A 22,192-nucleotide genomic window follows, 5' to 3' on the forward strand; every position below is an offset into this window, starting at 1 on the left:
CGATGGACCGCTCGATGCTCTACCGGCGTTTTCGCACTCTCCTGATCGCCAACCGCGGCGAGATCGCCTGCCGGGTCATCCGCACCGCGCGCGCCATGGGCCTGCGCACGGTCGCGGTCTATTCCGAGGCCGACCGCGACGCGATGCATGTCGCGCTTGCGGACGAGGCCGTGCTGCTGGGGCCTGCACGCGCCCGCGACAGCTATCTCAATGCCGAGCGGCTGATCGAGGCCGCGAAAAAGACCGGGGCTGAGGCGGTTCACCCCGGATATGGCTTCCTGTCGGAGAATGCCGAGTTCGCGCGGGCCTGCCTGGACGCCGGGCTGGTGTTCGTCGGCCCGACCGCCGGCATGATGACGGCCATGGGCTCGAAATCGGGCTCAAAGGAGCTGATGGAGAAAGCCGGCGTACCGCTGGTGCCCGGCTATCATGGCGAAGCCCAGGACGAAGCGACGCTTGCGAAAGCCGCGGACAAGATCGGCTTCCCCGTGCTGGTGAAGGCCTCCGCCGGCGGCGGCGGCCGCGGCATGCGCATCGTTCGCTCGGCGGCCGAGCTCGGGCCTGCGATCGTGAGCGCCAAGCGGGAGGCGCTGGCTGCGTTCGGCGACGACCGCATGCTGATCGAAAAGTACGTCGACAATCCCAGGCATATCGAGGTGCAGATCATCGGCGACAGCCACGGCAATCTGCTCTCGCTGTTCGAGCGCGAATGCACGCTGCAGCGCCGGCACCAGAAGGTGATCGAAGAGGCGCCGTCGCCAACGCTGAACGCCGCCCAGCGCGAGACGGTCTGCGCCGCGGCGCGCAAAGCGGCGGGCGCCGTGAACTATGTCGGCGCCGGCACCATCGAGTTCGTCTCCGACGGTAAGGACGTGTTTTTCATCGAGATGAACACTCGCCTCCAGGTCGAGCATCCCGTGACCGAATTGATCACGGGCATCGACCTGGTCGAATGGCAGCTGCGCGTCGCCTTCGGCGAGGCGCTGCCCTTGAAGCAGGACGAGATCCGCCTCAACGGCCATGCGATCGAAGCGCGCGTCTACGCGGAGAACCCGACCAAGAACTTCATGCCGTCGGTCGGAAAAATCTCGACCTGGCGCATGCCGGCGGAGACCGGGGGCCTGCGCATCGATGCCGGCTATCGCGAGGGCGATACGGTCTCGCCTTACTACGATGCGATGCTGGCCAAGACGATAGCGTGGGCCCCGACGCGGGACGTTGCGATCGATCGCCTGAACCGCGGCCTGGAACAGTCCGACGTCCGCGGCATCGTCACCAATATCCCGTTCCTCTCGTCGCTGATCACGCACCCGAAGGTACGCGCGAATGCGATCGACACTGGGTTCATCGAGCGCGAGCTGGCGGTGCTGACGTCGGCGGCGCCTGCGCCCGGCGAACTCGAGCTCTGCGCTGCGGTGGCCGCGATCGTCAATGAGGAGCGGCAGACCGCGCAGACCGAGGCGAGTTCGCCCTGGCAGACCTTCGGCTGGCAGCCGGTCGGCCGCCGCCAGCGCAGCTTTGCGTTCCGCGTCGGCCATGGACCGGAGCAGAAGATTGTTCTGAACTATGGCAGCGGGCCATCGACGCTGGTGATCGGCGAGCGCGAGCTGGCGTTCACCATTGCGGCGAAGGATGGCGGCTTCGATCTGTCGCTCGACGGCGTGAAATCGTCCGTGGCCGCCGTGATCGACGGCCACGAGCTGTACTTGCGGACGCGCAACGGCCGCTTCGACCTGCACTGGGTCGATCCGTTCGGCGGCGAGAGCGAGGAGCACGTCGGCGAGGACAAGATCGCCGCACCCTTGCCGGGCACGGTCGTCGCCGTGCTGGCCGAGGAAGGCGCCAAGCTCGACAAGGGCGCGCCGATCCTCACGCTCGAAGTGATGAAGATGGAGCAGACGCTGCGGGCACCCTATGCCGGCGTGCTCAAATCCATCAAGTGCAGGGTCGGCGATATCGTGCAGGAGGGCGTCGAGCTCGCCGTGGTCGAACCTTCGGGAGAGTGAGATGAGCGACGAGGTCCGCATCATCGAGATGGGGCCGCGCGACGGCCTCCAGAACGAGAAGACGCCGGTCGGCGTCGAGGCCCGCATCGCCTTCGTCGAGGCGCTGGTCGGGGCCGGCCTCGATACGGTCGAGGTCGGCGCTTTCGTGTCGCCCAAGGCGATCCCGCAAATGGCGAGCTCCGACGCCGTGCTGCGCGGCGTCAGCCACATCAAGGGCGCCGAATTCCACGTGCTGGTGCCCAACGAGAAGGGTTATGACGCCGCCCGCGCTGCCGGCGCGAAGGTGGTCTCCGTGTTTGCGGCGGCTTCCGAAGGCTTTTCGCGCGCCAACATCAACTGTACCGTCGCGGAATCCATCGAGCGGTTCAAGCCGGTGCTGGCGCGTGCCGAGGCCGATGGCGTGAAGGTGCGCGGATATATTTCCTGCGTGCTGGGCTGCCCGTTCGACGGCGAGATCAAGCCGAAGGCGGTGGCCGATCTCGCGAGCACGCTGTGGGATCTCGGCTGCTACGAGATCTCGCTCGGCGACACCATAGGCGTCGGCACGCCTGATAAGGCGAAGGACATGCTGCGCGCGGTAGCCGCCAACATCCCGCCCGCAAAACTCGCGATGCATTTCCACGACACCTACGGCCAGGCGCTCGCCAATCTCTACGCCGGAATGGAAGAGGGCGTCCGCGTCATCGATGCCGCTGCCGGCGGCCTCGGCGGCTGTCCGTACGCGCCGGGCGCGACCGGCAATGTCGCGACCGAGGATGTCGTCTACATGCTCGAAGGCATGGGCGTCAGGACCGGCGTGGATATGGAGAAGCTGCTGGCGGCGACCAATGCGATGAGCGGCGTTCTTGGCAAGCCGCCGGTGAGCCGCGTGGCGTCCGCGTTGAATGCGAAGAAGAAGCGCGCTGCCTCCTAGGGCTCGGACTCAATTGATCCAATAGGCAACGATGGCGGCGAGATGGACGGCAGCCAAGAAGTTCCTGGCTAGTTTGTCGTAGCGAGTTGCGACACGCCTGAAATCCTTGAGGCGGCAGAAACAGCGCTCGATAACGTTGCGCCCCTTGTAGGCGCGTTTGCTGAAGCTGTGGAGAGTGACCCTGTTGGATTTGTTTGGAATGACGGGCTTGGCACCACGATCGACGATTTCGGCTCGAAAGCCGTCGCCGTCGTACCCTTTGTCGCCAATGAGGGCAGACATGGGTGGCGCGAGTTCCAAAAGGGCTGGCGCTGCGGCAATATCAGCGTCCTGGCCTGGAGTGAGATGAAATGCGCAAGGTCTGCAGTCAGGGTCGCTCAGCGCGTGGATTTTCGTGGTCCGCCCGCCGCGCGAGCGGCCGATCGCTTGTTCATGCTCCCCCCTTTTCCGCCGCTCGCCGAGCGATGCGCTTTGATCGTGGTGGAGTCGATGGACAAAGTCACGCCGTCTTTGCCGCAGCGGGCGAGCGCTTCAAAGATCGCCCGCCAATGTCCGCGCTTGGCCCAGCGATTGAAACGATTGTAGATCGTCGTGTACGGACCATAGTCGGGCGGGCAATCGCGCCAGCGTGCGCCGCACTGAAGCATGTGAATGATACCGCTGATGACGCGTCGATCGTCATCGCGCACCGGTCCGGTCTGGTTCGTTGGCAGATGCGGCTCTATCAGAGCCCATTGCTTGTCGTTGAGCCAGAACAGTCCTTTGCGCATCGAAGTCCCCCGCGTGGAATCAACCCGCTGCGAGGGAATCAGAGTTCGCTAATTAGGTACAGACCCTAGTTCTGCGTCGTTGCGAGCGCAGCGAAGCAATCCAGAGTCCCTCCGGGGGAAGTTTCTGGATTGCATCGTCGCAAGGGCTGCTCGCAATGACGACAGAGACAGCTTTCGTCAGGCCGCCTTCAGGCCGACATCGGGCAGCTGCGGCCGGTTCTTCAGTGCCTTGACCATCATGGCCTCGACCTCGGCCTTCTCCTGCGGCAGCAGTGCGAGGCGTGGTGGGCGGGTCAGCGCGGTGCCGCGGCCCATGATGTGCTCGCAGAGCTTGATGCACTGGACGAGGTCCGGGCGGGCATCGAGATGCAACAGCGGCATGAACCATTCGTAGAGCGGCATGGCTTCGGCCAAGCGGCCGGCCTTGGAGAGGCGGAAAAGCGTCTCGCCCTCGCGCGGGAAGGCGTTCGACATGCCCGAGACCCAGCCCACGGCACCCATCGCGACGCTCTCGACGATGACGTCGTCGAGGCCCGCGAACAGCACGAAGCGGTCGCCGACCATGTTGCGGGTGTCGATGAAGCGCCGCGTGTCGCCCGAGGAATCCTTGAAGCAGACCACGGTCTCGACGTCGGCGAGCGAGGCCAGGATGTCCGGGGTGACGTCGTTCTTGTAGATCGGTGGATTGTTGTAGAGCATCACGGGAAGGTCGGTCGCACTGGCGACGGCGCGGAAATGCGCGGCGGTCTCGTGCGGCTTGGAGGAATAGACCAGCGCCGGCATCACCATCACGCCATCGATGCCGACGCGCGCGGCTTCCTTTGCAGTCTCGACCGCAAACGCGGTCGTGAACTCGGCGATGCCGCACAGCACGGGCACGCGGCCGTTCGCGACCGACCTGGCCGCTTCCATGATCGCGACCTTCTCCTTGCGCTCGAGCGAGGTGTTCTCGCCGACCGAGCCGCAGACGATCAGGCCGGAGACGCCGTCGCGGATCAATCCGTCCATCACCTTGGCGGTCGCGTCGATATCGAGCGAGAGATCGTCGTGGAATTGAGTGGTGACGGCCGGGAAGACGCCTTCCCAGGCAACGCGGCGGCTCATGGTTTGACTCCGGGTAAATATGCCGGCGAGGGCTGGAGCCGCCGGCAGTTGTGAAAGGGATGGCGGATGGGATTAGAGCGTCGCGCCGACCTTGCGCAGCTCGGCGAGGACGGGTGCCTTGGGCAGCCAGATCTTGTCGAACTCGGCGATGACGGCCTCGGTATCGCCGGCCGGGACCTGGCGGATCGGGATCGGCGCGTTCTTGAAGTTCTCGATCAGCGCCGGCTCGTTGCCCGCGAGCTCGTCGATCTGCGCATCCAGCGTCGACTTGATCGTCTTGGTGATCAGCTCGCGGTCGGCCGCGGGCAGCGTTTGCCAGACCCGGCCGGAGACGACCGCCGCCATCGGCATGAAGACCGCGTTCATCTGGAGAATGACCTTGGACACCTTGTCGAAACGCTGGTTCCAGGAGAATTCGAGATCGGCCTCGAGGCCGTCGACCTGGCCGTTGGCCATGGCGTCGAACACCTGCGGCGTCGGGATCGGCGTCGGCGCGGCGCCAAGCGAAGAATAGAAATCGCGATAGACCGGGGTCGGATTGATGCGCAGCTTCATGCCCTTGATGTCGGCGAGCGTGTTCAGGTCCTTGGACGAGAACACGGCGCGCATGCCGGTGATGCCCCAGCCGAGGCCGATCGTGCCGGTCTCCTGCGGCAGCACCTCGAATAGTTTCAGGGCCGCCGGATGCCGCACGAATTTCGCCACCGCCGGGGTCGATCGGACGATGTAGGGCGCGTTGATCGCCGCGACATGCGGCACGCGCGAGCCGAGCTCGGCCGCCTGGATGAAGCCCATGTCGAGCGCGCCAGACTGCAATTGCTGCATCATCGCGGGCTCGTTGCCGAGCTGGCCGGAGTGGAACACGGTCAGGGTCAGACGGCCGTTGGTTGCGGCCTTGAGCTCGTCGCCGAATTTGAGCGCGGCCTTGTTCCAGGAATGGCCGTTGGGCGTGATCAGGCCGAGGCGGAATTCCTTGGCCTGGGCGAGCGCCAGCGACGGCGCGAACACCGATGCGGCGGCACTGGCGGCGAGAAAGCGGCGGCGTGAAAGCGGCATGGTCGGGCTTCCTTTGTACGGGCCTATTTGACGAGGATCAGCGAGAGCGAGGGGTAGAGCGAGAGCAGCACGAGGAGGACGCAGGAGATGACGAAGAAGGGCAGCGTCACCATGAACATCTTGCCGGGCTTGGCGCCGGTGACGGCGGCCGCGACGAAGAAGCAGAGTCCGACCGGCGGCGACAAAAGGCCGAGCACGAGATTGATCACCACGACGACGCCGAACTGCCGGGGATCGATGTGATAGACGTCGGTTGCAACAGGCAGCAGAATCGGCACCGTCATGATGAGGCCGGGAATACCGTCGATCACGGTGCCGATGATCAGCAGGATGACGTTGCAGATCAGCATGAAGCTGATCGGGTCCTTGGCGGCGGACTGGATCCAGCCGGCGGTTTCCTGCGGCACCTTGCCGAAGATCAGAACCCAGGAGAACACGGCCGCGGCGGCAACGAGGAACAGCACGATCGCCGAATAGATGCCACTGCGCAGCATCATCTGCGGCAGCTGCGAGAACTCGAACTCCCTGGTCCAGTATTTGCCGACGAGCGCCGCGGCAACGGCCCCGACGGCAGCGGATTCCGTGGCGTTGGCGAGGCCGCTCAGAATCGTGCCGACGATGACGATCGGGATCAGCAGCGTCGGCGAGGTCCGCAGGATCGTCATCAGGCGCTGCCGCGGCGTCTGATAGTCGGCTCGCGGATAGTTGTACATGTATCCCATCAGCGCGACGACGAGGCAGAACATCACGGTGAGGATGACGCCCGGCACGATGCCGGCGATCAGCATGTCGCTGACCGAGACCTGCGCCAGCACGCTGTAGACCACGAACATCACCGAGGGCGGGATGATCGGGCCGAGCATGCCGCCATAGGCGGTGAGGCCCGCCGCGAAGGTCTTGTCGTAGCCCTTCTTCTCCATCTCGGGGACCATGATCTGAGCCATGATCGCGACCTGCGCGGTCGCGGAGCCCAGGATGGAGGAGATGAACATGTTGGCGAGGATGTTGACGTAGGCGAGCCCGCCCTTGAGCGAGCCGACGAAGGCCATCGCCATGTCGACGATGCGCCGCGTGATGCCGCCGCCGTTCATGATCTCACCGATCAGGATGAACAGCGGAATCGCGATCAGGCCGTAGCTGTCGACACCGCCGAACAGCTGCAGCGGATAGGACTGGAACAGCACGGGATTGCCGGAGGCGGCGATGTAGACGAGGCCGGCAAGGCACAGGCAGAGCCCGATCGGCACGCCGACCAGCATGAACGCGACGAAGGCGGCGGACGTGACCATCAGTTGACCCCGTCGAGCTCGGAGAGCTGGAAGCCTTTCGGCGGCGTGCGCGGCACCAGCTCGAGATCTTCCAGCAGATTGGCGAGGCCGTGCACGGTCATCGACACCGCAAAGATCGGCAGCGTCAGATAAAGCACCCAGGTCGGCCAGTTCAGCGTCTGGGTGTGCTCGGTGTAGAGGAAGTTGAAGGTTTCAGCCGCGAGCTTGCGTCCGTCGAAGCTCGCGCGCGCGAGCCCAACCGGGTCCATCCAGAGCACGCAGGTGATGGTCAGGGCGACGCCGAACACGACCACAAGGCCGGTCGAGATCACCTTGGCGATCTTCTGGTGCTGGGGTGATAGCCGCTCCGTCAGCATCGTCACCGCGAAATCGAGCCGCAGCCGCGTCATCGCGGAGGCCCCGATGAAGGTCAGCCAGACCACGCAATAAACAGCGCATTCATCGATCCAGTAGATCGGAAAACGCGCGTAGCGGGTGACGACGTTCACCAGGATCAATCCGGTGAGCAGATACATCAGTCCCATCAGCGCCAGACGCTCGAAGGCGAGCAGGGCGCTCGACATCCGGACGATCGTACGTCGGAGGCTGAGTGCGCGCGTGGCCGGCATGGTCTGCTCGATCATGAAAGAGGCCCCAACCCCGAAGATTTGTCGTGCGATGGCCAAATGTATAATTTATACAATTTGAGAGTCAAACGGAGATTGCGGTCAAATCGGCGGCAGGGCGCGCTTTTGCTGGGCAGCTCAACATGCAAGACAGGGACCGCTTGGGACGGACGAGTCGGCAAGCAGGACGGAAGGTCAGATGAAACAGCCCCTGAAGCATCGCACCCTGTCGGCGGCAATCGTCGACCAGCTCAGGCAGGCGATCCTCGACGGCACCTATCCGGCCGGATCGCAGCTGCGCCAGGATGCGCTCGGGGATGCCTATGGTGTTAGCCGTATCCCGGTGCGCGAGGCGCTGTTCCAGCTCGAGGCCGAGGGCCTGGTGCGGATCGTGCCGCAGAAGGGCGCCATCGTCTCGGAGCTGTCACTGGACGAGATCAACGACGTGTTCGACCTGCGCGGCATCCTGGAGCCGCGATTGCTGGCACAGTCGGCGCCACGCTTTACTGCCGACGATTTCGAGGGGCTCGACGACATCCACAAGAGCTTCGAGAAGGCGATCAAGGCGCGCAATGTCAGCGAATGGGGGCAGCTCAACGCCGACTTCCACATGGCGCTCTACGTCCACGCGCCGCAGCCGCGCACGCGCGCGATCGTCCTGTCGCTGCTGCAGACCAGCGACCGCTATACGCGGCTGCAGCTTTCCAACACCAAGGCGATGGGGATTGCCGAGAAGGAGCACGCCCAGTTGATCGCGCTCTGCCGCGCGCAGAAGGTGGAGGAGGCCTGCCGCTTCCTGGAGCGGCACATCGAGGCCGTGCGCAAGGATCTGCTGCAAGTGGTGGCGAACGCGCCGAAGGCGCGGCGGAAGGAGAAATCGTAGGGTGGGAAAAGGCGCGTAGTTCGTAGTGTGCGTCAGCCCTGCAGATGCGCGAAGCGAATCTACAGGGCGCAACCCAGCCTACCGCAGTTTTGGTGTCGCTACCTGCTCCCGTCCGGCCCCATCACGAGGTCCGGCAGCCAGGTCGAGATTTCAGGCACGAAGCACAGCAGCAGCACCGCCAGCATCATCAGCAGCACGAAGGGCAGGGTGCCCCAGATCACATCGCGCAGGGGAATATCCGGCGCGACGTTGCGGATGACGAAGATGTTGAGGCCGACGGGGGGATGGATCAGGCCCATCTCCATCACGATGGTCATGACCACGCCGAACCAGATGATGTCGAAATTGGCGGCGCGTAACGGCGGCAGGATGATCGGCGCCGTCATCAGGATGATCGAGACCGGCGGCAGGAAGAAGCCGAGCACGACGACCATGACGAGGATCGCGAACAGCAGCTCCCAGCGCGGCAGGTGCATGGCGACGATGGATTCGGCGACGGATTGCGAGATGTGCAGATAGCTCATCACGTAGGAATAGAGCAGCGACATGCCGATGATCATCATCAGCATGGTCGATTCCCGGATGGTCGACGTCATGATCGGGGCGAGGTCGCTCGGCCGCCACACGCTGTAGATCGCGGCGATCAGCGCCAGCGCCAGGAGGCCGCCGAGGCCCGCTGTCTCTGACGGCGTGGCGTAGCCGCCATAGAGGGCGATCATGACGCCGGTCAGCAGCAGCACGAACGGGATGACGCGCGGCAGCACGCTGAAGCGTTCAGCCAGCGTGTACTCGTCGCGGGTCAGGATCGCCGCCTGGGGGCCGCCGTTCTTGTAGATCGCCTCAGCCGCCTTGTATTCCTGGCGGAAACGGATCACGGCATAGGCGCCGAACAGCGTGACCAGCAAGAGGCCGGGACCGATGCCGGCAAGGAACAGCCGACCCAGCGACTTTTCGGCGGCGACCGCGAACAGGATCATGGTGATGGACGGCGGCAGCAGGATTCCGAGCGTGCCGCCGGCGGCGATGATCCCTGCGGCAAAGCCGCCGGAATAGCCGCGCTTGCGCATCTCGGGAATGCCGGCCGAGCCGATCGCCGAGCATGTGGCGGGCGAGGAGCCCGCCATCGCCGCGAACAGCGCGCAGGCGAACACGTTGGCAACGCCAAGGCCGCCGGGGACGCGATGCAGCCAGGCGTGCAGCGCCGAGTAGAGATCCTGGCCGGCGCGCGACTTGCCGATCGCGGCGCCCTTCAGGATGAAGAGCGGGATCGACAGCAGCGTGATCGAGGCCATTTCCTCATAGACGTTCTGCGTCACCGTATCGAGCGAGGCCGCGGGCATGTAGATGCCCATGAACACGACCGCGACCGCGCCGAGCGCGAACGCAATCGGCATGCCCGAGAACATGATGACCAGCGTCGCGATGCCGTAGGCGAGGCCGATGCCGAACACGCTCATGGCCGCCGGCCTCCGGTAAAGGGCAGCGCGAGCTGCACGAGAATCTGGACGCAGAGCAGGCTCATGCCAAGCGCCATCAACGAATAGGGGATGGCGAGCGGCGGCGACCACATCGAGTTCGAGACCTGGCCGTCGACATAGGCTTCATGCGCCAGCGTCCAGGACTTCCAGCTGAAGAAGGCGCAGAACAGGAACGTCGCGGCGTCGACCAGCCACAGCCGGATCCTGTTGGCGAGCGGCGAGAGCAGGCCGACAAAGGCCTCGATGCCGATGTGACCGCGGTTCTGCTGCACATAGGCGGCCGTCATGAAGGTGGCGCCGACAAGCAGGAACACGGCCGCCTCGTCCTGCCAGTAATTGGCAGCCTTGAACAAAGCGCGGCTGAGCACGCTGTAGCTCAGGATGGCGCAGGCTGCGACCAGCGCGATCGCGGCGAACACGACGATGGTGCTGTTGAGGACGGCGAGACCGCGATCGATCGCCGCCGCAAGGCCTGTGCCCGCGCCAGCGGTCGCGTGGTCGTCACGATCCGGAAGCGGACCGTGGCTCATGCCGCAACGTCGGTAGCAAGCTTGAGCAGTTTGGCCGAGGTCGCGGTCTTGGCGCCGTAATCCTTCCACGCGGTGTCGCGGGCGATGTCGCGCCACTTCCCGACGGTCGCGGCATCGAGCGCCGAGACCTTCGCGCCGGCCTTCTCGTAGACCTTGGTCACCTCGACATCGTCGTCCTGCGCGCCCTTGCGGCCGAAGGCTTCGAGTTCCTGACCCACGGTGAGCAGGACGTCCTGCTGGTTCTTCGGCAACTTGTCGAAGATCGCCTTCGACATCATCAAGGGCTCGAGCATGAACCAGTAGGAGGCGCCTGCGCCAGATGTCAGGCACTTCGCGACCTCTTCGAGGCGGAACGAGATCAGGCTGGTGGAGGAGGTGATGCCGGCATCGCAGGCGCCGGTCTGCATCGCTGCGTAGATCTCGTTCGAGGGCACCGACAGCACCGAGGCGCCGGCGGTCTGCAGCACCATGTCCATCTCGCGCGAGCCGCCGCGCACCTTCATGCCCTTGGCATCCTCGGGCGCGACGATCGGCTTGGAGCGGCTGGCGACGCCGCCGGCCTGCCAGACCCAGGTGAGCAGGATGATGCCCTTGTCGGCGAGGAAGTCGGTCAGCGCCTTGCCGACCGGCTCCTTCTTCCAGCGCAGGCCCTGGTCGTAGGTGGTGACGAGGCCCGGCATCAGGCCAATATTGGTCTCCGGCAGCTCGCCGCCGGCGTATGGCATCGGGTAAAGCGAGATGTCGAGCGCACCCTTGCGCATCGCGGAGAACTGCGCGTTGGTCTTGATCAGCGAAGAGTTCGGATAGATCTCGGCGGCGATGTCGCCGTTGCTGCGCTTACTGACTTCGGCGGCGAACATTCGGCAGAGACGGTCGCGGAAATCGCCCTTGTCGACGGTGCCTCCAGGGAATTGATGCGAGATCTTCAGCGTGGTGGCGGCATGCGCGGTCCCGATACCGAGGCGCAAGATGGCGGGTGCGGCGACGGCAGTCGCGATCAGATGGCGGCGCGTAATCATGGTGTGATCCCCTTGGACGGTTCTTTGAACTGTTCTTGTTGGTGCGATTTGGGTCGGATCCTGTCAGACAGGCTTCGGGCCCATCCTAACCGGTCTTGCACCCGATGTTCTCTCATCTGATAGTTCGAGACCGAATGCTGCGGCAAGTGCGGGTCGTGTTGCGCTGCACACTTGCCGTTCTGCCGCTCCGGGTGCAGGCCTGATACCGCGGATGTGATTGCGGCGAATGCGCGGCCTCAAGAATTTGTGGCGCGGCCGTAACAAGTCCGCGCCCAGATCCGTCGAGATCAATTAGCGGCGTCCGTCGCTGACAAACACCATCTCGAAGGGAAGATGATCCATGACCATTCGTACCCGTATCGCGCTCGGCGTCTCGGCTGCCGTTCTCTCGCTTGGCCTCGCGCTGTCGCCGGCCGCTTTTGCCCAGGACAAGATGGGCAAGGACGACGGCATGATGAAAAAGGACACGATGTCCAAGGACGGCATGAAGAAGGATGCCATGTCCAAGGACGACGGCATGAAGAAGGATCACATGTCCAAGGACGGTATGAAGAAAGACGACGGGATGATGAAGAAGAACTGATCTTCGTCGTCGGAGCGTATGCGAAAGGAAGTCCGGGGGCGGTCGATTGGACCGCCCCGAAACGATGCCCCCGTTCAACTTCAATTGAACGTGACGTACGAACGCGACTTTGTGAACGTTACTTGCGCTTGGCCTTGCGGGCGGCGTAACGGGCGTCGCGCTTGGCCTTCTGCTCGGCCTCGAGCACAGCTTGCCGCTCGGCGGCTTCCTGAGCCTCGCGGGCGATCCGCGCGGCCTCGGCGGCCTTGGCTTCTTCCTCGAGACGCTTCTGCTCGGCCTTTTCGGCCTCGCGCGCGGCCTTTGCCTCGGCGCGCTTGGCCGCAAGGGCCTCGCGTTCGGCACGGCGCGCGACAACCGCCGGATCATCGGGGCCCGGCTGCGACTTGAATTTGTTCAAAAGATTTTTGCGGGCGTCCTGCGCCGCCTTTTGCCGGTCTGCGAAGCCGGGTTCCCTGAATCCACTCATCGACGAGCCTTGTCTTCCTCGCTTTCGATCTTACATCAGTGCCTGTTGGTACGTCGGCTGGGCATAGCAGGCGCAACGCGACGCAGAAGCGTGTACATCGGCGCGCGTCGCGAAGCCACCCATAATCGCAGCCGATCAGGTAGACGAAAAATCGCTCCCCCGACGATCTCTCGTAGCCCCGAAAAACTGCCGAATTGTGATGTCCCTCATAGGGGGCGCCCCGACGCAACGCCTAGCGTCCGCCCCAATTCGAGACGGAGCACGGGCATGACCATCTTCCGGCTGAGCCTCAGGGCGCTCGCACTCATCCTCGTGGTGGCGGCGCTGGCGGGTGCCACATTGCTGTTTGCCCGTCCGCAACCGATCGAGAACACCGTCCTCGGCGCCGACTGGGAGTGCAGCCAGACCGCCTTCGTGCTCACGACCTGCGCACCGCGGGCTCGCGAAGCGATTCCGGCCGTCGAAACCTCGCGCAAGGATGCGATCCGCCAGACCCGGGGCTGAACGAAGGGCCGGCCGGGATGTGACGCCACGTCGCAGAGGTGATAAGCCGGCTCACCCGTGCGATCAGGTTGTCATGTCGAGCCCTGCATCCAAGCCCGAACCGGGCGAGAAGCCCAAATCTCCGCGAAGGCCTCAACCCGGGGACAACCGCCGCGGCGCCATCGCCGGCCTGTTCATCGCGCTTCTGATCATCGGAATCGGCTGGTGGCTCGCCCGCGATCTCACCTCGGCGAGCAAGATGCAGGACTGCCTGATGTCGGGGCGGAGCAATTGCAACGTCATCGAGCCGGCGCGCTAACGGCGGTCCGGCACCACCGGTTGCAGCCCCATGGGACCGAAAAATTGCCGTGATCTTAATCATTTGTAACGGGACTTGGCCCATCACTTTGGTCCATCACTTGGCCGATCAAGCAGGTCAGTCATGTCAGCCGGCATCACCCCGGCCGCGAGGCGAATCGCCTATCGCGCGGGGGACGACGGCAAGCGAGAGAGTAGGGGGCAAGCACGCATGAGTGCGTCCAGCCGCAAGACAATCATCATTCCCTTGGTTTCGGCCATGTCACTGCTCGCGCTGTCGGCGCAGGCGCAGGACAGGCCGAGGGACGCCGGCCAGTTGCCGGACCGGCCTGCCGCCGGCGCGCCGGCCCAGACCAATCCGAACATGCGCAAGGGCCCACCGCCGCAGCAGGCGGCCCGGCCCGCGCAGCCGCCCGGCGGCGGCCAGCCTCACGCTGGCGGCCCCAGTCCGTACCACGCCGGCGGCCCGCCGCCCGGCCGCAACTATGCGCGCGGCCCGGCGCCGGCGCGTGATTGGGGCGGACATGCCTATCGCGGCAACCTCGCCTGGGAGGGTGGGCGCTGGCGTCACGAAGTCCATAACGGCCGCTCCGGCTGGTGGTGGGATGTCGGCGGCGTCTGGTATTATTATCCGCAACGGATGGCCGGCCCGCCCGCCTACATCTCGGAGGAGTATTATGACGACGTGCCGGTGGCCTATGCCCCGACGCCGCCTCCGGTCGCCTATGAACAGCCACCTCCGCCGCCGCCGGCCGATCCGGGCGCAAGCGCGCTGGGCGGGGCCATTGTCGGCGGCGTGCTCGGCGGCCTGATCTCGGGCAACGCAACGGGGGCAGCCGCAGGTGCGGTTCTCGGCGGCGCCACCGGCGCGATCGCCGGCGCGACGGCCGCCTCGCGGCCGGGCTACTATCTGGCCGAGGGCAATTGCTACTACCGCTATCCAAACGGGCAGTATGTGCAGGCCGATCCGCGCGCGTGCTACTGAGCCTCCATGCAGGATCTGAAGCGAAGGCGGGCAAAAGCCCGCCTTTTTGTTTGCCGGTGGGTTGCGCGGATGAGGGCTGATCGCCCGCGCGTCAAGTTACCAGCCAGTTGAAGAATGCCATCGCGCCCCAGACCAGGCCTGCGATCCAGGCCAGCGTCACGAGACCGATCGTCGCAAGGCACGCGATGCCAAACAGGTCGGACCGCTGTCGTTGTGCCGGGGCCCTGGGTTCGGCGGTTGCTTGCTGTGTCATGACGGGAAAGACCTCTCACGCCGTCTCGCGCTTCCTGGGACGCGCTGAGGTGCTGTTTAGCGCGAGACGCCGTGCGCAGGCTGTGACGCAATTCACAGATGGCGCGGAGTGAAGCGGGGTCCTTTCGCCGTCGATGAGGACGAAACCGCGAGTGCAAATCCCCTGGGGCGACAATCAAGGGTGTCTGAACGGCTATAACAACGTCGGTCCTCCGCAATCATACGGACGAAATGCCACGCCCTTGTCCACATCGAGCGGCTAAACTCGGACTCATGTTCAACAAGTACGACCCGCAGCACGAAGCCGAGGCCGCAATGAAGCGCGCCGCAGCGGCCGAAGGCGCCGACCGGCAGCGGCTGATCGAACTCGCCATCGCCTGGCATCAGCTTGCCCGCGAGCGGCGCGACGACGAGCCCGCGGACTAGCGGTCGCGCGCGCAATCAGCGCTACGCGCAACTCCCCGTTAATTTTTGCGCAGCGCTGATTTTCGCGGTCTCGATTCGTGCTTTGCGAACGAAGCGGAGTCGGACCGTGAACAAACAAAAAGCTCCGAAGGGGCGTTGGTGTTGTCACGCAGCTTCCGACTTCGGGACCGCGTCGGCATTGACCGAAAGCTTGACGACATCGCCCTCGACCGCACCGACATATTTCGTGTCGATGTAGTGGTGGTGGTCCTTGTGGCCCTCCGGGCTGTCCTTGCGGGTCAGCTTGATGCGGTTGCCCTCGACGCGGTCGACGGTGCCGACATGCGCGCCGTCCTTGCCGATGATTTTCATGTGTTCCCTGATTTCCGACATGATGTCCTCCTTGCGCAGTTCCAACGATGCAGACGCATCTTCGTTGCACCGTAGCGCGCCGCAGTTTGGACCCCGCAGGCGCGCCGGACGTTGAAGGGAGAGTTGCAGCTGACAACCGTCGTATGGAGACCATCAAGGCCTATCTGGAGCGGAAGCGCGATGAACTCGGGTTGCTGAATGGCTGCCTGAGCACCCCGCGGCACGTGCCGTGCCCGCGCTCGGTGGACGAGGTCATCAGGACGAAATTCCAGCTGACCGCGGCATTGCGCGCGGAGCACGCGCTGCACGACTGGAAGGCGACGGAGACATCCTGGTCGGCCACGGCGTCTCCGACCAGCGGCCCGTTCACCTTCAGCTACGACTACCAGCGCGCGGATCTGAAGGTGAACGGTCCCTCTTTCTATGAACGCGAGCATGGCTGCAGCAGCGAGACGATCTATACCGCCTCCGGCATGGCCGCGATCTCGGCGCTGCTCCTTGCCGTCACCCGGATCGTGGCGGGCGCCGACATCCTGGTCCTGCCGGGCTCCTACGGCGAGACGCTGGAGCTGATCGACCGCTTGGTCCCGGAGCTGCGGCTCGTCACGTTGAGCTTGACGCTGGGCGATGCCCTGGCTGGCGCCGGCGCGCCGCGAATCCTCATGCTGGATTCCTGCGTCTCTGCCGGCGCGTTCGAAGCGGCGCTGCGCTGCGAGGGTTCGGGTCTCGATCTCCTGATCTTCGACACGACATGCTTTGCCGGCCGATCGGGTCGTATCCGGCGTGTCCTGCGCTGGGCAAGGCGAAGCGGAATCCCCGTCGTGATGGTGCGAAGCCACACCAAGCTCGATTCGCTCGGCGCGGAATACGGCCGGCTCGGCTCCGCGGTGTTCGTCCGCGGGAGCGAGGAGGGCGCCGGGCGATCGTTGTCCGAGCGCCTCGCAGCGGAGACGCGTGACGTCGTGCGGCTCCTCGGCAGCGCGGCGTTGCCGGCGCATTTTCCGCCCTTCGTGGGCACGCCGGATTATTGGGCCTTAACGAAGCGGCGCGTCGCCGCCATCCTGCGCAACGGCCGCCACGCGGCCCGGCTTTTCGCGCGCGAGCTTGCCTTGCTCTCGGCCGAACTCCACTTCACCCACGGCCTCTATGTCACGCTCCGCAGCAGGCACCCTCTCGATGAAGCCAGCGCGCGCCACGCCGCAGAAGCGATGAGCCGCGATCTCGGCCGGGATGGCTTCCCGATCCGCCACGCGGGCAGCTTCGGCTTCGACTTCGCCGCGACGGAATGGTTTCACAACGCGACCACCGATGAGTACAGCGTCCGGGTGGCGGTGCCGGATCTGCCGACGGAGTTCTGGAATGATTTGGCCGCGGCGATTGCGGGTTGGTGGCGGACGCATCAGCCGGTGACCGGGGAATGAGGCGCAGGCGCGGCGCACCTTGATCAATCGATCGCCAGGCACTGCTCCAAACGCTGCTTTTCCGAGCGCGGCTTCTGGTGGACGCCCCGCGACCACGCCTGAACGGCGAAGGCGAGCACCTGCTGGTGCGCCACAGCGTCAGTAACGGATGCCCGCGCCGTCTCGACGCGCCTTGCGATCGCGCCGGTGTTCACGTCGACGCCTGCGTCGATTGCCAAAAATGATATCGCGATCACGGCCACCGCAGATGCGATTGCCATTCTCGTCCACTCGGATGGTGGCATCGAGGTCCTTATTGGGCGCACGTCGCCCGGCGAATAGATAGGACTGATGGGCCCGGTGCAAAGGCTCGGCCACGCGTTCGTGAAGGACGATGGATTGACAATTGAGCGTCGTGGGATGGCCGATCGTCAGATGGCTCGTCGGCAAGAAGTCGGAATAGACGGCTTGGATTTTCGAGCAGGGCGAATCGGGATAGTCGACGGCGCGGGCAATTTCTTCAGCCCCCGGCAGATGCTCGGCGGCTCGCTTGAGCCGCACAATTCGGCAGATGGCCAACACGAAGAACGGGTGAATGACGCGCTCCAGAGGCTCGCCTGTTCGCTCCGGCGAGCCTCGTTCAAGACAACAAGGCCGAGGCGCCGTGTGCGATCCGTACGGATTCAACGGGAAGGCGGTCAGGAAGGTGGGCAGCAGCCGTAAGAAGGTCGAGTGGCGGCTGGGGCCATGAGGAGGCGAGTGGGCGAGGAATTGCGCGCCCGCGTGCTGATCGAGCGCCCGGAGAGGCGGCCCCGGATCTCGCGGTTGCGGGGGTATGGCCGGGGCCACTCGGCCGGCTCGGCGGCGAGCCCGGTTCCTTCGAAGGAGACCGGGGGCCAGTTCGGATAGTCCGGAATGGGTGCCTCTTCTGGGCGCTCGCTATTTCCGCTCCAGCTTCGTAAGGTTCGGCTGCCTCTCCGGGCTCAACAACCCAGACCCTCGCCCGGAGGGCGGCCTCGCCATGCCGTGGCGGGGCCGTTGCGCGTGCTGGGACGCCTAATCTAATTGGCTAGGAACCATTAGCGTATTGCAGCGTCGGTTTGTGCCCCCAGCCGAAAAGGTAGCCCCCCCGACTGCTGGAGGAAAACCCGCATCAGACGGGTTGGCGGCCCCCACTCGGGGCCGTTTAATTTTCAGCGCTCGTAGGATGAGCTAACCTAACCTCTCAATGAGCGCACGAACGACGCGCTGCTTTCCGCCTCAGCCGGCGCAGCGCTGCCAAGAGAGATTGGCGTGTAAAGCAGGTCGCTGCCTCAGTAAGCGGCTTCATAAACATTTAAGAACATGCATAAATGCTGGGTTAGTGATTTTAGTTTTGTCGTAAAGGTATTTCCGAATGGCACTAGCAGCCGACCATCATGATCTGTTTCGCCTGATCCTGGCATTTCAGAAGATTAAAGACCCGCATCTGCGCCGAATGGTTCTTCAGCATATAGAGAAGCTGCAAGAGCAGCAGACGACGAGGCGGGAAGATCATCCGTCAGCCCAGGATGATCTGAGGGTGCACCCCGAGTGTTTTGATGCTGATGCGGTAACCAAGAACGGTATCGCACAGACAGAGCCGGACCTTGCCGTCATCGAGCCTAGCCTTCAAACGTTAGCCGGTCCGGTTTCAGGATAGAACGGCCAGATCGAAACACGGGTCGTGTCCGCAAGCTGGCCTGAAGTTATGTTCTGGCCGATTTTTCGAACTGGAGAATTCTAGCGTGGCTTTGGGTACTGTTAAGTGGTTCAATGCGACCAAAGGATACGGATTTATTCATCCGGATGATGGTGGTCCTGACGTGTTCGTCCACATCTCGGCAGTTCAAAAGGCTGGCTATAATGGTCTCGCTGAAGGGGCCAAAGTCAGTTACGAACTGGTGACGGGTCGGAGTGGTAAATTGTCCGCCGATAATCTACGGATCGGCTGAGGCGGCCCTCCGGCAGCCCGACATTCCGTCGATTCACATTCGTTATAGTTGGAACCGGCGATGTCGGGATAACTCGGCAATGCCGGGGCTGGCGAAGGCATTTCATTCCGGAATTATTGAGCCCGGCACGGTGAGGGGCCGCTGTCCAAAAGCAGCGGTCCTTCTTCTTTGCGTCATTTACGGGTGCATCGGAACCGACTGACATTTGCTGAGTTTCTGCTCGCATCTGTTCCCAACACCGGATGGCCCAGCAAGGCCCAAGCCGGGCGCCCTACACCCGCTTGGGCCTTCCTTTTGCCTCCGGGACAATCTGGCACAAACTGCATAGCCGGCCCGACTTAACCCAGGTTAAGATGGGGCATGGGCGGAGAACTACTACTGCGTGTGCTTGCCATTGGCGCGGGTGTTTTCACCTTGGCCGCAGCAACGGCGCTAATCTTTAGCCTTTGATTTATCTCAAGTAGCGCGCGCGAGCCGCCCGCATCCTCCATCCCTTGGGAGGCGACAATGCGGCCCTGGATGTTGCATGCGCTGGCGTGGGGGGCGGCCGCCGTGGGGCTGGCAGCCATCATTTCCATGAGCATGTAGGGACCGGTCGCGACGCACATTTATTCAATCTTATGAGCGACCACGTTGGAGAACTGGCCAGTGAAATCGTGGCTTTCGCCAACCTGCCGGGCACTGACGGGCCTTTCAATGCAGCGATGCAAAGAACTCGTTTCGCAAGTGTCGCTTGATGTTCTCGGGGTGACGCTCACCCTGGGCAGCGAGCTTGAGCACGCGCTCGGCGACCTCTGATGCGGTCCGCTGATGTTGAAGGGTGAATTCCGGGCTGGAAAGGACTTCGTCCAAAACATCACGAAGCATTTGCACGGTGGCCGCGTCGTAAGCCATGAGCCAGATCCTAATGGTTTGAGCCTCAAAAGCGGTGCCGAGCTTGAAATACGCGTCTCGGCAGCGCCCATTTTCGCACTGAGCGCTGAAATCTCAGTTGGCGTTTAGGATGCAACGGCTATGCCACAGCCTTATGACATCGAAAATTCTGTCGATGTGGGTACCATCGTGATCGAGGCGTGTACCGCAATGGCGCGACGCTGAACGTCAAGGAAGATCGCGGAAGCAACGTGATTGGAGACATTTACGCGCCGACGACGTCTAGGCGATTTTAGCGACATCCTTCATGCGGCCATCTGAACGGCCTCGGGACCATCGGTTGATTGGTGTTTCGACGTAGCGCCACGACAATGCGGCCAGCGTCCAGATGATGGCAAATGCGGTCCAGCGCCAAACCTCGCCAAGATCACGGTGAAGGTTGAGGTTGTCGTTGCCGGTAAGCCATGGGGACAGGCAAACAATCGGCCAGTGGATCAGGTAAAACCCGTAAGAGACGTCACCGAATTTCACGAAGAGCTTCGGCACGATTGGCATAATGGCGAGGCCTGCTACCGCGATTCCGCAAGCGAGCGGCGTCGGGATGCGGGCTGGTAGCCAGTGATGTCCGCTGATGAAGACGCCAAATGCAAACGCTAGAAGAAATGATGACGTATAGAGATCATTGATTACCCTGGATTTTGGAAGGCGGATGGCGACCATATAGGCGGCGACACCTGCGCCGAATGCGGCATGCTTTTCGGTGATGAAGCGGCTTACTATGGCGTTGTGCGGATCTAGAACGTTCCACAGCACAAAGGATGTCGCGCAGTAGGCCAACAATGCTGCGGGCCCTCCTCGCGGCAGGATCAATGCAGCGATCATGTAGAATGCGACCTCATATTCGAGCGTCCAACCTACCGAGTTGATCGGCGCGAATTGCGGGAAGATCAGCAGCGATTTGATAATGTGGAGCGGATCGGCGTCATCAGAAATGCGTATGCCTGAAACGACGAAGACCACAATGAAAAGCGTCACCAGAGCGTTCAACGGGTAGATGCGAAAGAAGCGCTTCCACAGAAACTCTCCGGTTTCAAAGTCGCTGGCCGATGCGACGTGGCAAACGATAAAGCCGCTGATTGCAAAGAACAGGTCGACGCCGCTGGCTCCATGCCGGGCTAACCAGTCGAACGTCAGGAGGTGCTGCGGATTGAAGTTCGACAACGCAATGTAGGAATGGAAGTAGAAGACAGAAACGGCGGCAATAGCGCGCCCGGCCTGGATGCCGGGTAGTCTTGAATTTGGTTCCATTGCGTTCTCGTGTGCCCCAAGGTCTCTGGTGTATCGCAGGTTGCTTCGCAACATCAACGTTCGTCCGTCATTTTCCTCAAGCAAACACCAGAGGTTCCACATGCTCGAACTGCATGGCATTTTGCGTGGACCGTGCCGCCGGCGCCGGATGCTGGCTGCGTGATCCAGGTCCAGACGCGCTTGCGCGAGCTGGGCTATTCCGATGCGGCGCGGTCGATGGCCAGCTGGAGCCGAAGGGGCGGACCGAGGCCGCGTGCATGGTTCGCGAAGGAAAACTCCCGCAGGTCGATGCCTTCGTCGGTCTCGCGGAAGGCCGCACCTTCGCGAAAGTCCTCGAGGACGATGTAGAAGCCCTTGTCGAGCCGATTGTTCGGGATGATCGACGGCGAGGCGATACGTAGAACTCCACTGACCGGAGTCAATTCCAGGCAAGCTTTGTCTCGAGGGCGAATCGGAACTCGCGGATTCATCCCTGCGTTGCCGCGAGCCCAAGCCGACCCGGCTGGATGAGGCGCGTCGCATCGTTGAGGAGTGCGCCGCGGATATTGCGCGGTACGAACGGCCCCGGGCATCTCTGGGGCTGGAGCCGAGACGCACCGAGACCGCCCGACGCACCAGACTAAATGCGGCGCGCCGTTGGCATCCTCCCGCTCGGGATTCACTTCCGCAGTCCAAAAAGATACAGTGTCCCAAATTTAATGAGCGACTGTCCTGACAGGACCGCACGGGATTACGAGGTGCGCTCCGAAGCGAAGAAAGCGTGCCGCTCGGCTTCCGCAGTGAAGAAGGCGGTCAAGAAGGCAAGAAGGTTGAGCGGCGACGGCTCGGCGGATGAGACGCCATCGCCGTCAGTTCCAGCCCGCTCTCCCTCGGGCTGGAGCGTTCTCTTTATACGTTTGATCCTCGGACGGCGGCTCAGGGTGCCAGATATGCGGGTAGGCTGCCTGAGCGGCTCTTCCGATCGCGCGATTTGCTTCACCGCTTGCTTCAAAATTGAACTTTGCGGAATGAGGGCAGTCCTATTTCATCTTGCGCCAGGCAAGTAGGAACAATCAGTGTAATTGCCGCAACGGTTTGGTGGCGCCAGCCGAGCTGGCGGGCTTGCGCCCTAGTAGCGGTCA

26 protein-coding genes are annotated in these 22,192 nt (G+C 63.4%); 11 read left to right on the top strand and 15 right to left on the bottom strand.

Features of this window, described 5'->3' with window-relative positions:
• Window positions 1–2 precede the first annotated feature (2 nt).
• Both ACNJYB_RS19565 and ACNJYB_RS19570 read left to right on the top strand, forming a co-directional pair.
• The gene (locus ACNJYB_RS19565) at window positions 3–2,006 is read left to right on the top strand and encodes an acetyl/propionyl/methylcrotonyl-CoA carboxylase subunit alpha (RefSeq protein ID WP_439375418.1); all 2,004 of its coding nucleotides are present in this window, start codon (window positions 3–5) and stop codon (window positions 2,004–2,006) included.
• Between the two features lies 1 nt (window position 2,007).
• Window positions 2,008–2,919: a hydroxymethylglutaryl-CoA lyase gene (locus ACNJYB_RS19570; RefSeq protein ID WP_439375419.1), complete on the top strand. Its 912-nt coding sequence runs from the start codon at window positions 2,008–2,010 to the stop codon at window positions 2,917–2,919.
• Window positions 2,920–2,928: 9 nt separating this feature from the next.
• Here ACNJYB_RS19570 and ACNJYB_RS19575 read toward each other — a convergent pair.
• From ACNJYB_RS19575 to ACNJYB_RS19595, 5 genes are all read right to left on the bottom strand, one after another.
• A protein-coding gene (locus tag ACNJYB_RS19575; RefSeq protein WP_439375420.1) for an IS5 family transposase occupies window positions 2,929–3,689 on the bottom strand; the annotation gives its coding sequence in 2 pieces (ribosomal slippage) (window positions 2,929–3,330 and window positions 3,333–3,689; 759 coding nt in all).
• 177 nt (window positions 3,690–3,866) lie between these two features.
• Entirely contained in the window at window positions 3,867–4,793 is a 927-nt protein-coding gene (locus ACNJYB_RS19580) for a dihydrodipicolinate synthase family protein (RefSeq protein ID WP_439375421.1), read from the bottom strand.
• Window positions 4,794–4,865: 72 nt separating this feature from the next.
• Window positions 4,866–5,849 carry a TRAP transporter substrate-binding protein gene (locus ACNJYB_RS19585; protein WP_439375422.1) on the bottom strand — a complete coding sequence of 328 codons (984 nt, stop codon included), beginning with the start codon at window positions 5,847–5,849 and terminating at the stop codon, window positions 4,866–4,868.
• A 23-nt stretch (window positions 5,850–5,872) separates the two neighbouring features.
• Window positions 5,873–7,138, bottom strand: coding sequence for a TRAP transporter large permease (locus ACNJYB_RS19590; RefSeq protein WP_439375423.1), 1,266 nt, complete (start codon window positions 7,136–7,138; stop codon window positions 5,873–5,875).
• A complete protein-coding gene (locus ACNJYB_RS19595) occupies window positions 7,138–7,761 on the bottom strand; it encodes a TRAP transporter small permease (RefSeq protein WP_439375424.1) in 624 nt (207 codons plus the stop codon). Before ACNJYB_RS19595 ends, ACNJYB_RS19590 begins: the two co-directional genes overlap by 1 nt.
• A 181-nt stretch (window positions 7,762–7,942) precedes the next feature.
• Between ACNJYB_RS19595 and ACNJYB_RS19600 the strand changes: the two genes are divergently transcribed.
• Window positions 7,943–8,626 carry a GntR family transcriptional regulator gene (locus ACNJYB_RS19600; RefSeq protein ID WP_439375425.1) on the top strand — a complete coding sequence of 228 codons (684 nt, stop codon included), beginning with the start codon at window positions 7,943–7,945 and terminating at the stop codon, window positions 8,624–8,626.
• A gap of 98 nt (window positions 8,627–8,724) precedes the next feature.
• Here ACNJYB_RS19600 and ACNJYB_RS19605 read toward each other — a convergent pair whose 3' ends face one another.
• Genes ACNJYB_RS19605 through ACNJYB_RS19615 form a run of 3 tightly spaced genes read right to left on the bottom strand, consistent with a single transcriptional unit; the run spans window position 8,725 to window position 11,653 of the window.
• Window positions 8,725–10,083 (bottom strand): TRAP transporter large permease, encoded by a 1,359-nt coding sequence (locus tag ACNJYB_RS19605; RefSeq protein ID WP_439375426.1) that lies wholly within the window; start codon window positions 10,081–10,083, stop codon window positions 8,725–8,727.
• A complete protein-coding gene (locus ACNJYB_RS19610; RefSeq protein WP_439375427.1) occupies window positions 10,080–10,634 on the bottom strand; it encodes a TRAP transporter small permease in 555 nt (184 codons plus the stop codon). Before ACNJYB_RS19610 ends, ACNJYB_RS19605 begins: the two co-directional genes overlap by 4 nt.
• Window positions 10,631–11,653, bottom strand: coding sequence for a TRAP transporter substrate-binding protein (locus ACNJYB_RS19615; RefSeq protein ID WP_439375428.1), 1,023 nt, complete (start codon window positions 11,651–11,653; stop codon window positions 10,631–10,633). Before ACNJYB_RS19615 ends, ACNJYB_RS19610 begins: the two co-directional genes overlap by 4 nt.
• Window positions 11,654–11,993: 340 nt before the next feature.
• Between ACNJYB_RS19615 and ACNJYB_RS19620 the strand changes: the two genes are divergently transcribed.
• Complete coding sequence (locus ACNJYB_RS19620; protein ID WP_130367076.1) at window positions 11,994–12,236, top strand: pentapeptide MXKDX repeat protein; 243 nt, start codon at window positions 11,994–11,996, stop codon at window positions 12,234–12,236.
• A gap of 118 nt (window positions 12,237–12,354) precedes the next feature.
• On the opposite strand, the gene ACNJYB_RS19625 is transcribed toward ACNJYB_RS19620, so the two are convergent.
• A complete protein-coding gene (locus ACNJYB_RS19625) occupies window positions 12,355–12,702 on the bottom strand; it encodes a DUF6481 family protein (protein ID WP_439375429.1) in 348 nt (115 codons plus the stop codon).
• 267 nt (window positions 12,703–12,969) lie between these two features.
• On the opposite strand from ACNJYB_RS19625, the gene ACNJYB_RS19630 reads away from it, so the two are divergent.
• From ACNJYB_RS19630 to ACNJYB_RS19640, 3 genes are all read left to right on the top strand, one after another.
• Complete coding sequence (locus tag ACNJYB_RS19630; protein ID WP_439375430.1) at window positions 12,970–13,206, top strand: hypothetical protein; 237 nt, start codon at window positions 12,970–12,972, stop codon at window positions 13,204–13,206.
• A gap of 73 nt (window positions 13,207–13,279) precedes the next feature.
• Window positions 13,280–13,504: a DUF2273 domain-containing protein gene (locus ACNJYB_RS19635; protein ID WP_439375431.1), complete on the top strand. Its 225-nt coding sequence runs from the start codon at window positions 13,280–13,282 to the stop codon at window positions 13,502–13,504.
• 210 nt (window positions 13,505–13,714) lie between these two features.
• The gene (locus tag ACNJYB_RS19640; RefSeq protein WP_439375432.1) at window positions 13,715–14,488 is read left to right on the top strand and encodes a hypothetical protein; all 774 of its coding nucleotides are present in this window, start codon (window positions 13,715–13,717) and stop codon (window positions 14,486–14,488) included.
• Between the two features lie 91 nt (window positions 14,489–14,579).
• Here ACNJYB_RS19640 and ACNJYB_RS19645 read toward each other — a convergent pair whose 3' ends face one another.
• Complete coding sequence (locus tag ACNJYB_RS19645; RefSeq protein WP_439375433.1) at window positions 14,580–14,741, bottom strand: hypothetical protein; 162 nt, start codon at window positions 14,739–14,741, stop codon at window positions 14,580–14,582.
• Window positions 14,742–15,013: 272 nt separating this feature from the next.
• On the opposite strand from ACNJYB_RS19645, the gene ACNJYB_RS19650 reads away from it, so the two are divergent.
• Window positions 15,014–15,166: a hypothetical protein gene (locus ACNJYB_RS19650; RefSeq protein WP_439375434.1), complete on the top strand. Its 153-nt coding sequence runs from the start codon at window positions 15,014–15,016 to the stop codon at window positions 15,164–15,166.
• A 144-nt stretch (window positions 15,167–15,310) separates the two neighbouring features.
• Here the strand turns inward: ACNJYB_RS19650 and ACNJYB_RS19655 are convergent, their stop codons facing one another.
• Window positions 15,311–15,538: a DUF2171 domain-containing protein gene (locus ACNJYB_RS19655; RefSeq protein ID WP_247349066.1), complete on the bottom strand. Its 228-nt coding sequence runs from the start codon at window positions 15,536–15,538 to the stop codon at window positions 15,311–15,313.
• A 122-nt stretch (window positions 15,539–15,660) separates the two neighbouring features.
• Here ACNJYB_RS19655 and ACNJYB_RS19660 point away from each other — a divergent pair, with 122 nt between their 5' ends.
• Window positions 15,661–16,938 carry a hypothetical protein gene (locus ACNJYB_RS19660; protein WP_439375435.1) on the top strand — a complete coding sequence of 426 codons (1,278 nt, stop codon included), beginning with the start codon at window positions 15,661–15,663 and terminating at the stop codon, window positions 16,936–16,938.
• Window positions 16,939–16,961: 23 nt separating this feature from the next.
• On the opposite strand, the gene ACNJYB_RS19665 is transcribed toward ACNJYB_RS19660, so the two are convergent.
• Window positions 16,962–17,198 (bottom strand): hypothetical protein, encoded by a 237-nt coding sequence (locus tag ACNJYB_RS19665; RefSeq protein ID WP_439375436.1) that lies wholly within the window; start codon window positions 17,196–17,198, stop codon window positions 16,962–16,964.
• A gap of 1,115 nt (window positions 17,199–18,313) precedes the next feature.
• On the opposite strand from ACNJYB_RS19665, the gene ACNJYB_RS19670 reads away from it, so the two are divergent.
• Window positions 18,314–18,598, top strand: a complete 285-nt coding sequence (locus ACNJYB_RS19670) for a hypothetical protein (RefSeq protein ID WP_439375437.1) — start codon at window positions 18,314–18,316, stop codon at window positions 18,596–18,598.
• A gap of 85 nt (window positions 18,599–18,683) precedes the next feature.
• A complete protein-coding gene (locus tag ACNJYB_RS19675; RefSeq protein ID WP_439375438.1) occupies window positions 18,684–18,890 on the top strand; it encodes a cold-shock protein in 207 nt (68 codons plus the stop codon).
• A 693-nt stretch (window positions 18,891–19,583) separates the two neighbouring features.
• On the opposite strand, the gene ACNJYB_RS19680 is transcribed toward ACNJYB_RS19675, so the two are convergent.
• From ACNJYB_RS19680 to ACNJYB_RS19690, 3 genes are all read right to left on the bottom strand, one after another.
• Window positions 19,584–19,784 (bottom strand): hypothetical protein, encoded by a 201-nt coding sequence (locus tag ACNJYB_RS19680; protein WP_439375439.1) that lies wholly within the window; start codon window positions 19,782–19,784, stop codon window positions 19,584–19,586.
• Between the two features lie 261 nt (window positions 19,785–20,045).
• Window positions 20,046–21,071 (bottom strand): acyltransferase family protein, encoded by a 1,026-nt coding sequence (locus ACNJYB_RS19685; RefSeq protein WP_439375440.1) that lies wholly within the window; start codon window positions 21,069–21,071, stop codon window positions 20,046–20,048.
• A 194-nt stretch (window positions 21,072–21,265) separates the two neighbouring features.
• A complete protein-coding gene (locus ACNJYB_RS19690; RefSeq protein ID WP_439375441.1) occupies window positions 21,266–21,493 on the bottom strand; it encodes a hypothetical protein in 228 nt (75 codons plus the stop codon).
• Between the last annotated feature and the right edge of the window lie 699 nt (window positions 21,494–22,192).

The organism is Bradyrhizobium sp. SMVTL-02, assembly GCF_051853005.1.
GTDB lineage: Bacteria > Pseudomonadota > Alphaproteobacteria > Rhizobiales > Xanthobacteraceae > Bradyrhizobium.

Coding starts and splice junctions, on each gene's coding strand:
- ACNJYB_RS19685 (WP_439375440.1), bottom strand. CDS start 21,071: ATGGAACCAAATTCAAGACTACCCGGCATCCAGGCCGGGCGCGCTATT.
- ACNJYB_RS19570 (WP_439375419.1), top strand. CDS start 2,008: ATGAGCGACGAGGTCCGCATCATCGAGATGGGGCCGCGCGACGGCCTC.
- ACNJYB_RS19660 (WP_439375435.1), top strand. CDS start 15,661: ATGGAGACCATCAAGGCCTATCTGGAGCGGAAGCGCGATGAACTCGGG.
- ACNJYB_RS19605 (WP_439375426.1), bottom strand. CDS start 10,083: ATGAGCGTGTTCGGCATCGGCCTCGCCTACGGCATCGCGACGCTGGTC.
- ACNJYB_RS19565 (WP_439375418.1), top strand. CDS start 3: ATGGACCGCTCGATGCTCTACCGGCGTTTTCGCACTCTCCTGATCGCC.
- ACNJYB_RS19640 (WP_439375432.1), top strand. CDS start 13,715: ATGAGTGCGTCCAGCCGCAAGACAATCATCATTCCCTTGGTTTCGGCC.
- ACNJYB_RS19680 (WP_439375439.1), bottom strand. CDS start 19,784: ATGGCTTACGACGCGGCCACCGTGCAAATGCTTCGTGATGTTTTGGAC.
- ACNJYB_RS19650 (WP_439375434.1), top strand. CDS start 15,014: ATGTTCAACAAGTACGACCCGCAGCACGAAGCCGAGGCCGCAATGAAG.
- ACNJYB_RS19630 (WP_439375430.1), top strand. CDS start 12,970: ATGACCATCTTCCGGCTGAGCCTCAGGGCGCTCGCACTCATCCTCGTG.
- ACNJYB_RS19620 (WP_130367076.1), top strand. CDS start 11,994: ATGACCATTCGTACCCGTATCGCGCTCGGCGTCTCGGCTGCCGTTCTC.
- ACNJYB_RS19580 (WP_439375421.1), bottom strand. CDS start 4,793: ATGAGCCGCCGCGTTGCCTGGGAAGGCGTCTTCCCGGCCGTCACCACT.
- ACNJYB_RS19645 (WP_439375433.1), bottom strand. CDS start 14,741: ATGACACAGCAAGCAACCGCCGAACCCAGGGCCCCGGCACAACGACAG.
- ACNJYB_RS19610 (WP_439375427.1), bottom strand. CDS start 10,634: ATGAGCCACGGTCCGCTTCCGGATCGTGACGACCACGCGACCGCTGGC.
- ACNJYB_RS19635 (WP_439375431.1), top strand. CDS start 13,280: ATGTCGAGCCCTGCATCCAAGCCCGAACCGGGCGAGAAGCCCAAATCT.
- ACNJYB_RS19665 (WP_439375436.1), bottom strand. CDS start 17,198: ATGGCAATCGCATCTGCGGTGGCCGTGATCGCGATATCATTTTTGGCA.
- ACNJYB_RS19595 (WP_439375424.1), bottom strand. CDS start 7,761: ATGATCGAGCAGACCATGCCGGCCACGCGCGCACTCAGCCTCCGACGT.
- ACNJYB_RS19615 (WP_439375428.1), bottom strand. CDS start 11,653: ATGATTACGCGCCGCCATCTGATCGCGACTGCCGTCGCCGCACCCGCC.
- ACNJYB_RS19625 (WP_439375429.1), bottom strand. CDS start 12,702: ATGAGTGGATTCAGGGAACCCGGCTTCGCAGACCGGCAAAAGGCGGCG.
- ACNJYB_RS19585 (WP_439375422.1), bottom strand. CDS start 5,849: ATGCCGCTTTCACGCCGCCGCTTTCTCGCCGCCAGTGCCGCCGCATCG.
- ACNJYB_RS19590 (WP_439375423.1), bottom strand. CDS start 7,138: ATGGTCACGTCCGCCGCCTTCGTCGCGTTCATGCTGGTCGGCGTGCCG.
- ACNJYB_RS19600 (WP_439375425.1), top strand. CDS start 7,943: ATGAAACAGCCCCTGAAGCATCGCACCCTGTCGGCGGCAATCGTCGAC.
- ACNJYB_RS19655 (WP_247349066.1), bottom strand. CDS start 15,538: ATGTCGGAAATCAGGGAACACATGAAAATCATCGGCAAGGACGGCGCG.
- ACNJYB_RS19670 (WP_439375437.1), top strand. CDS start 18,314: ATGGCACTAGCAGCCGACCATCATGATCTGTTTCGCCTGATCCTGGCA.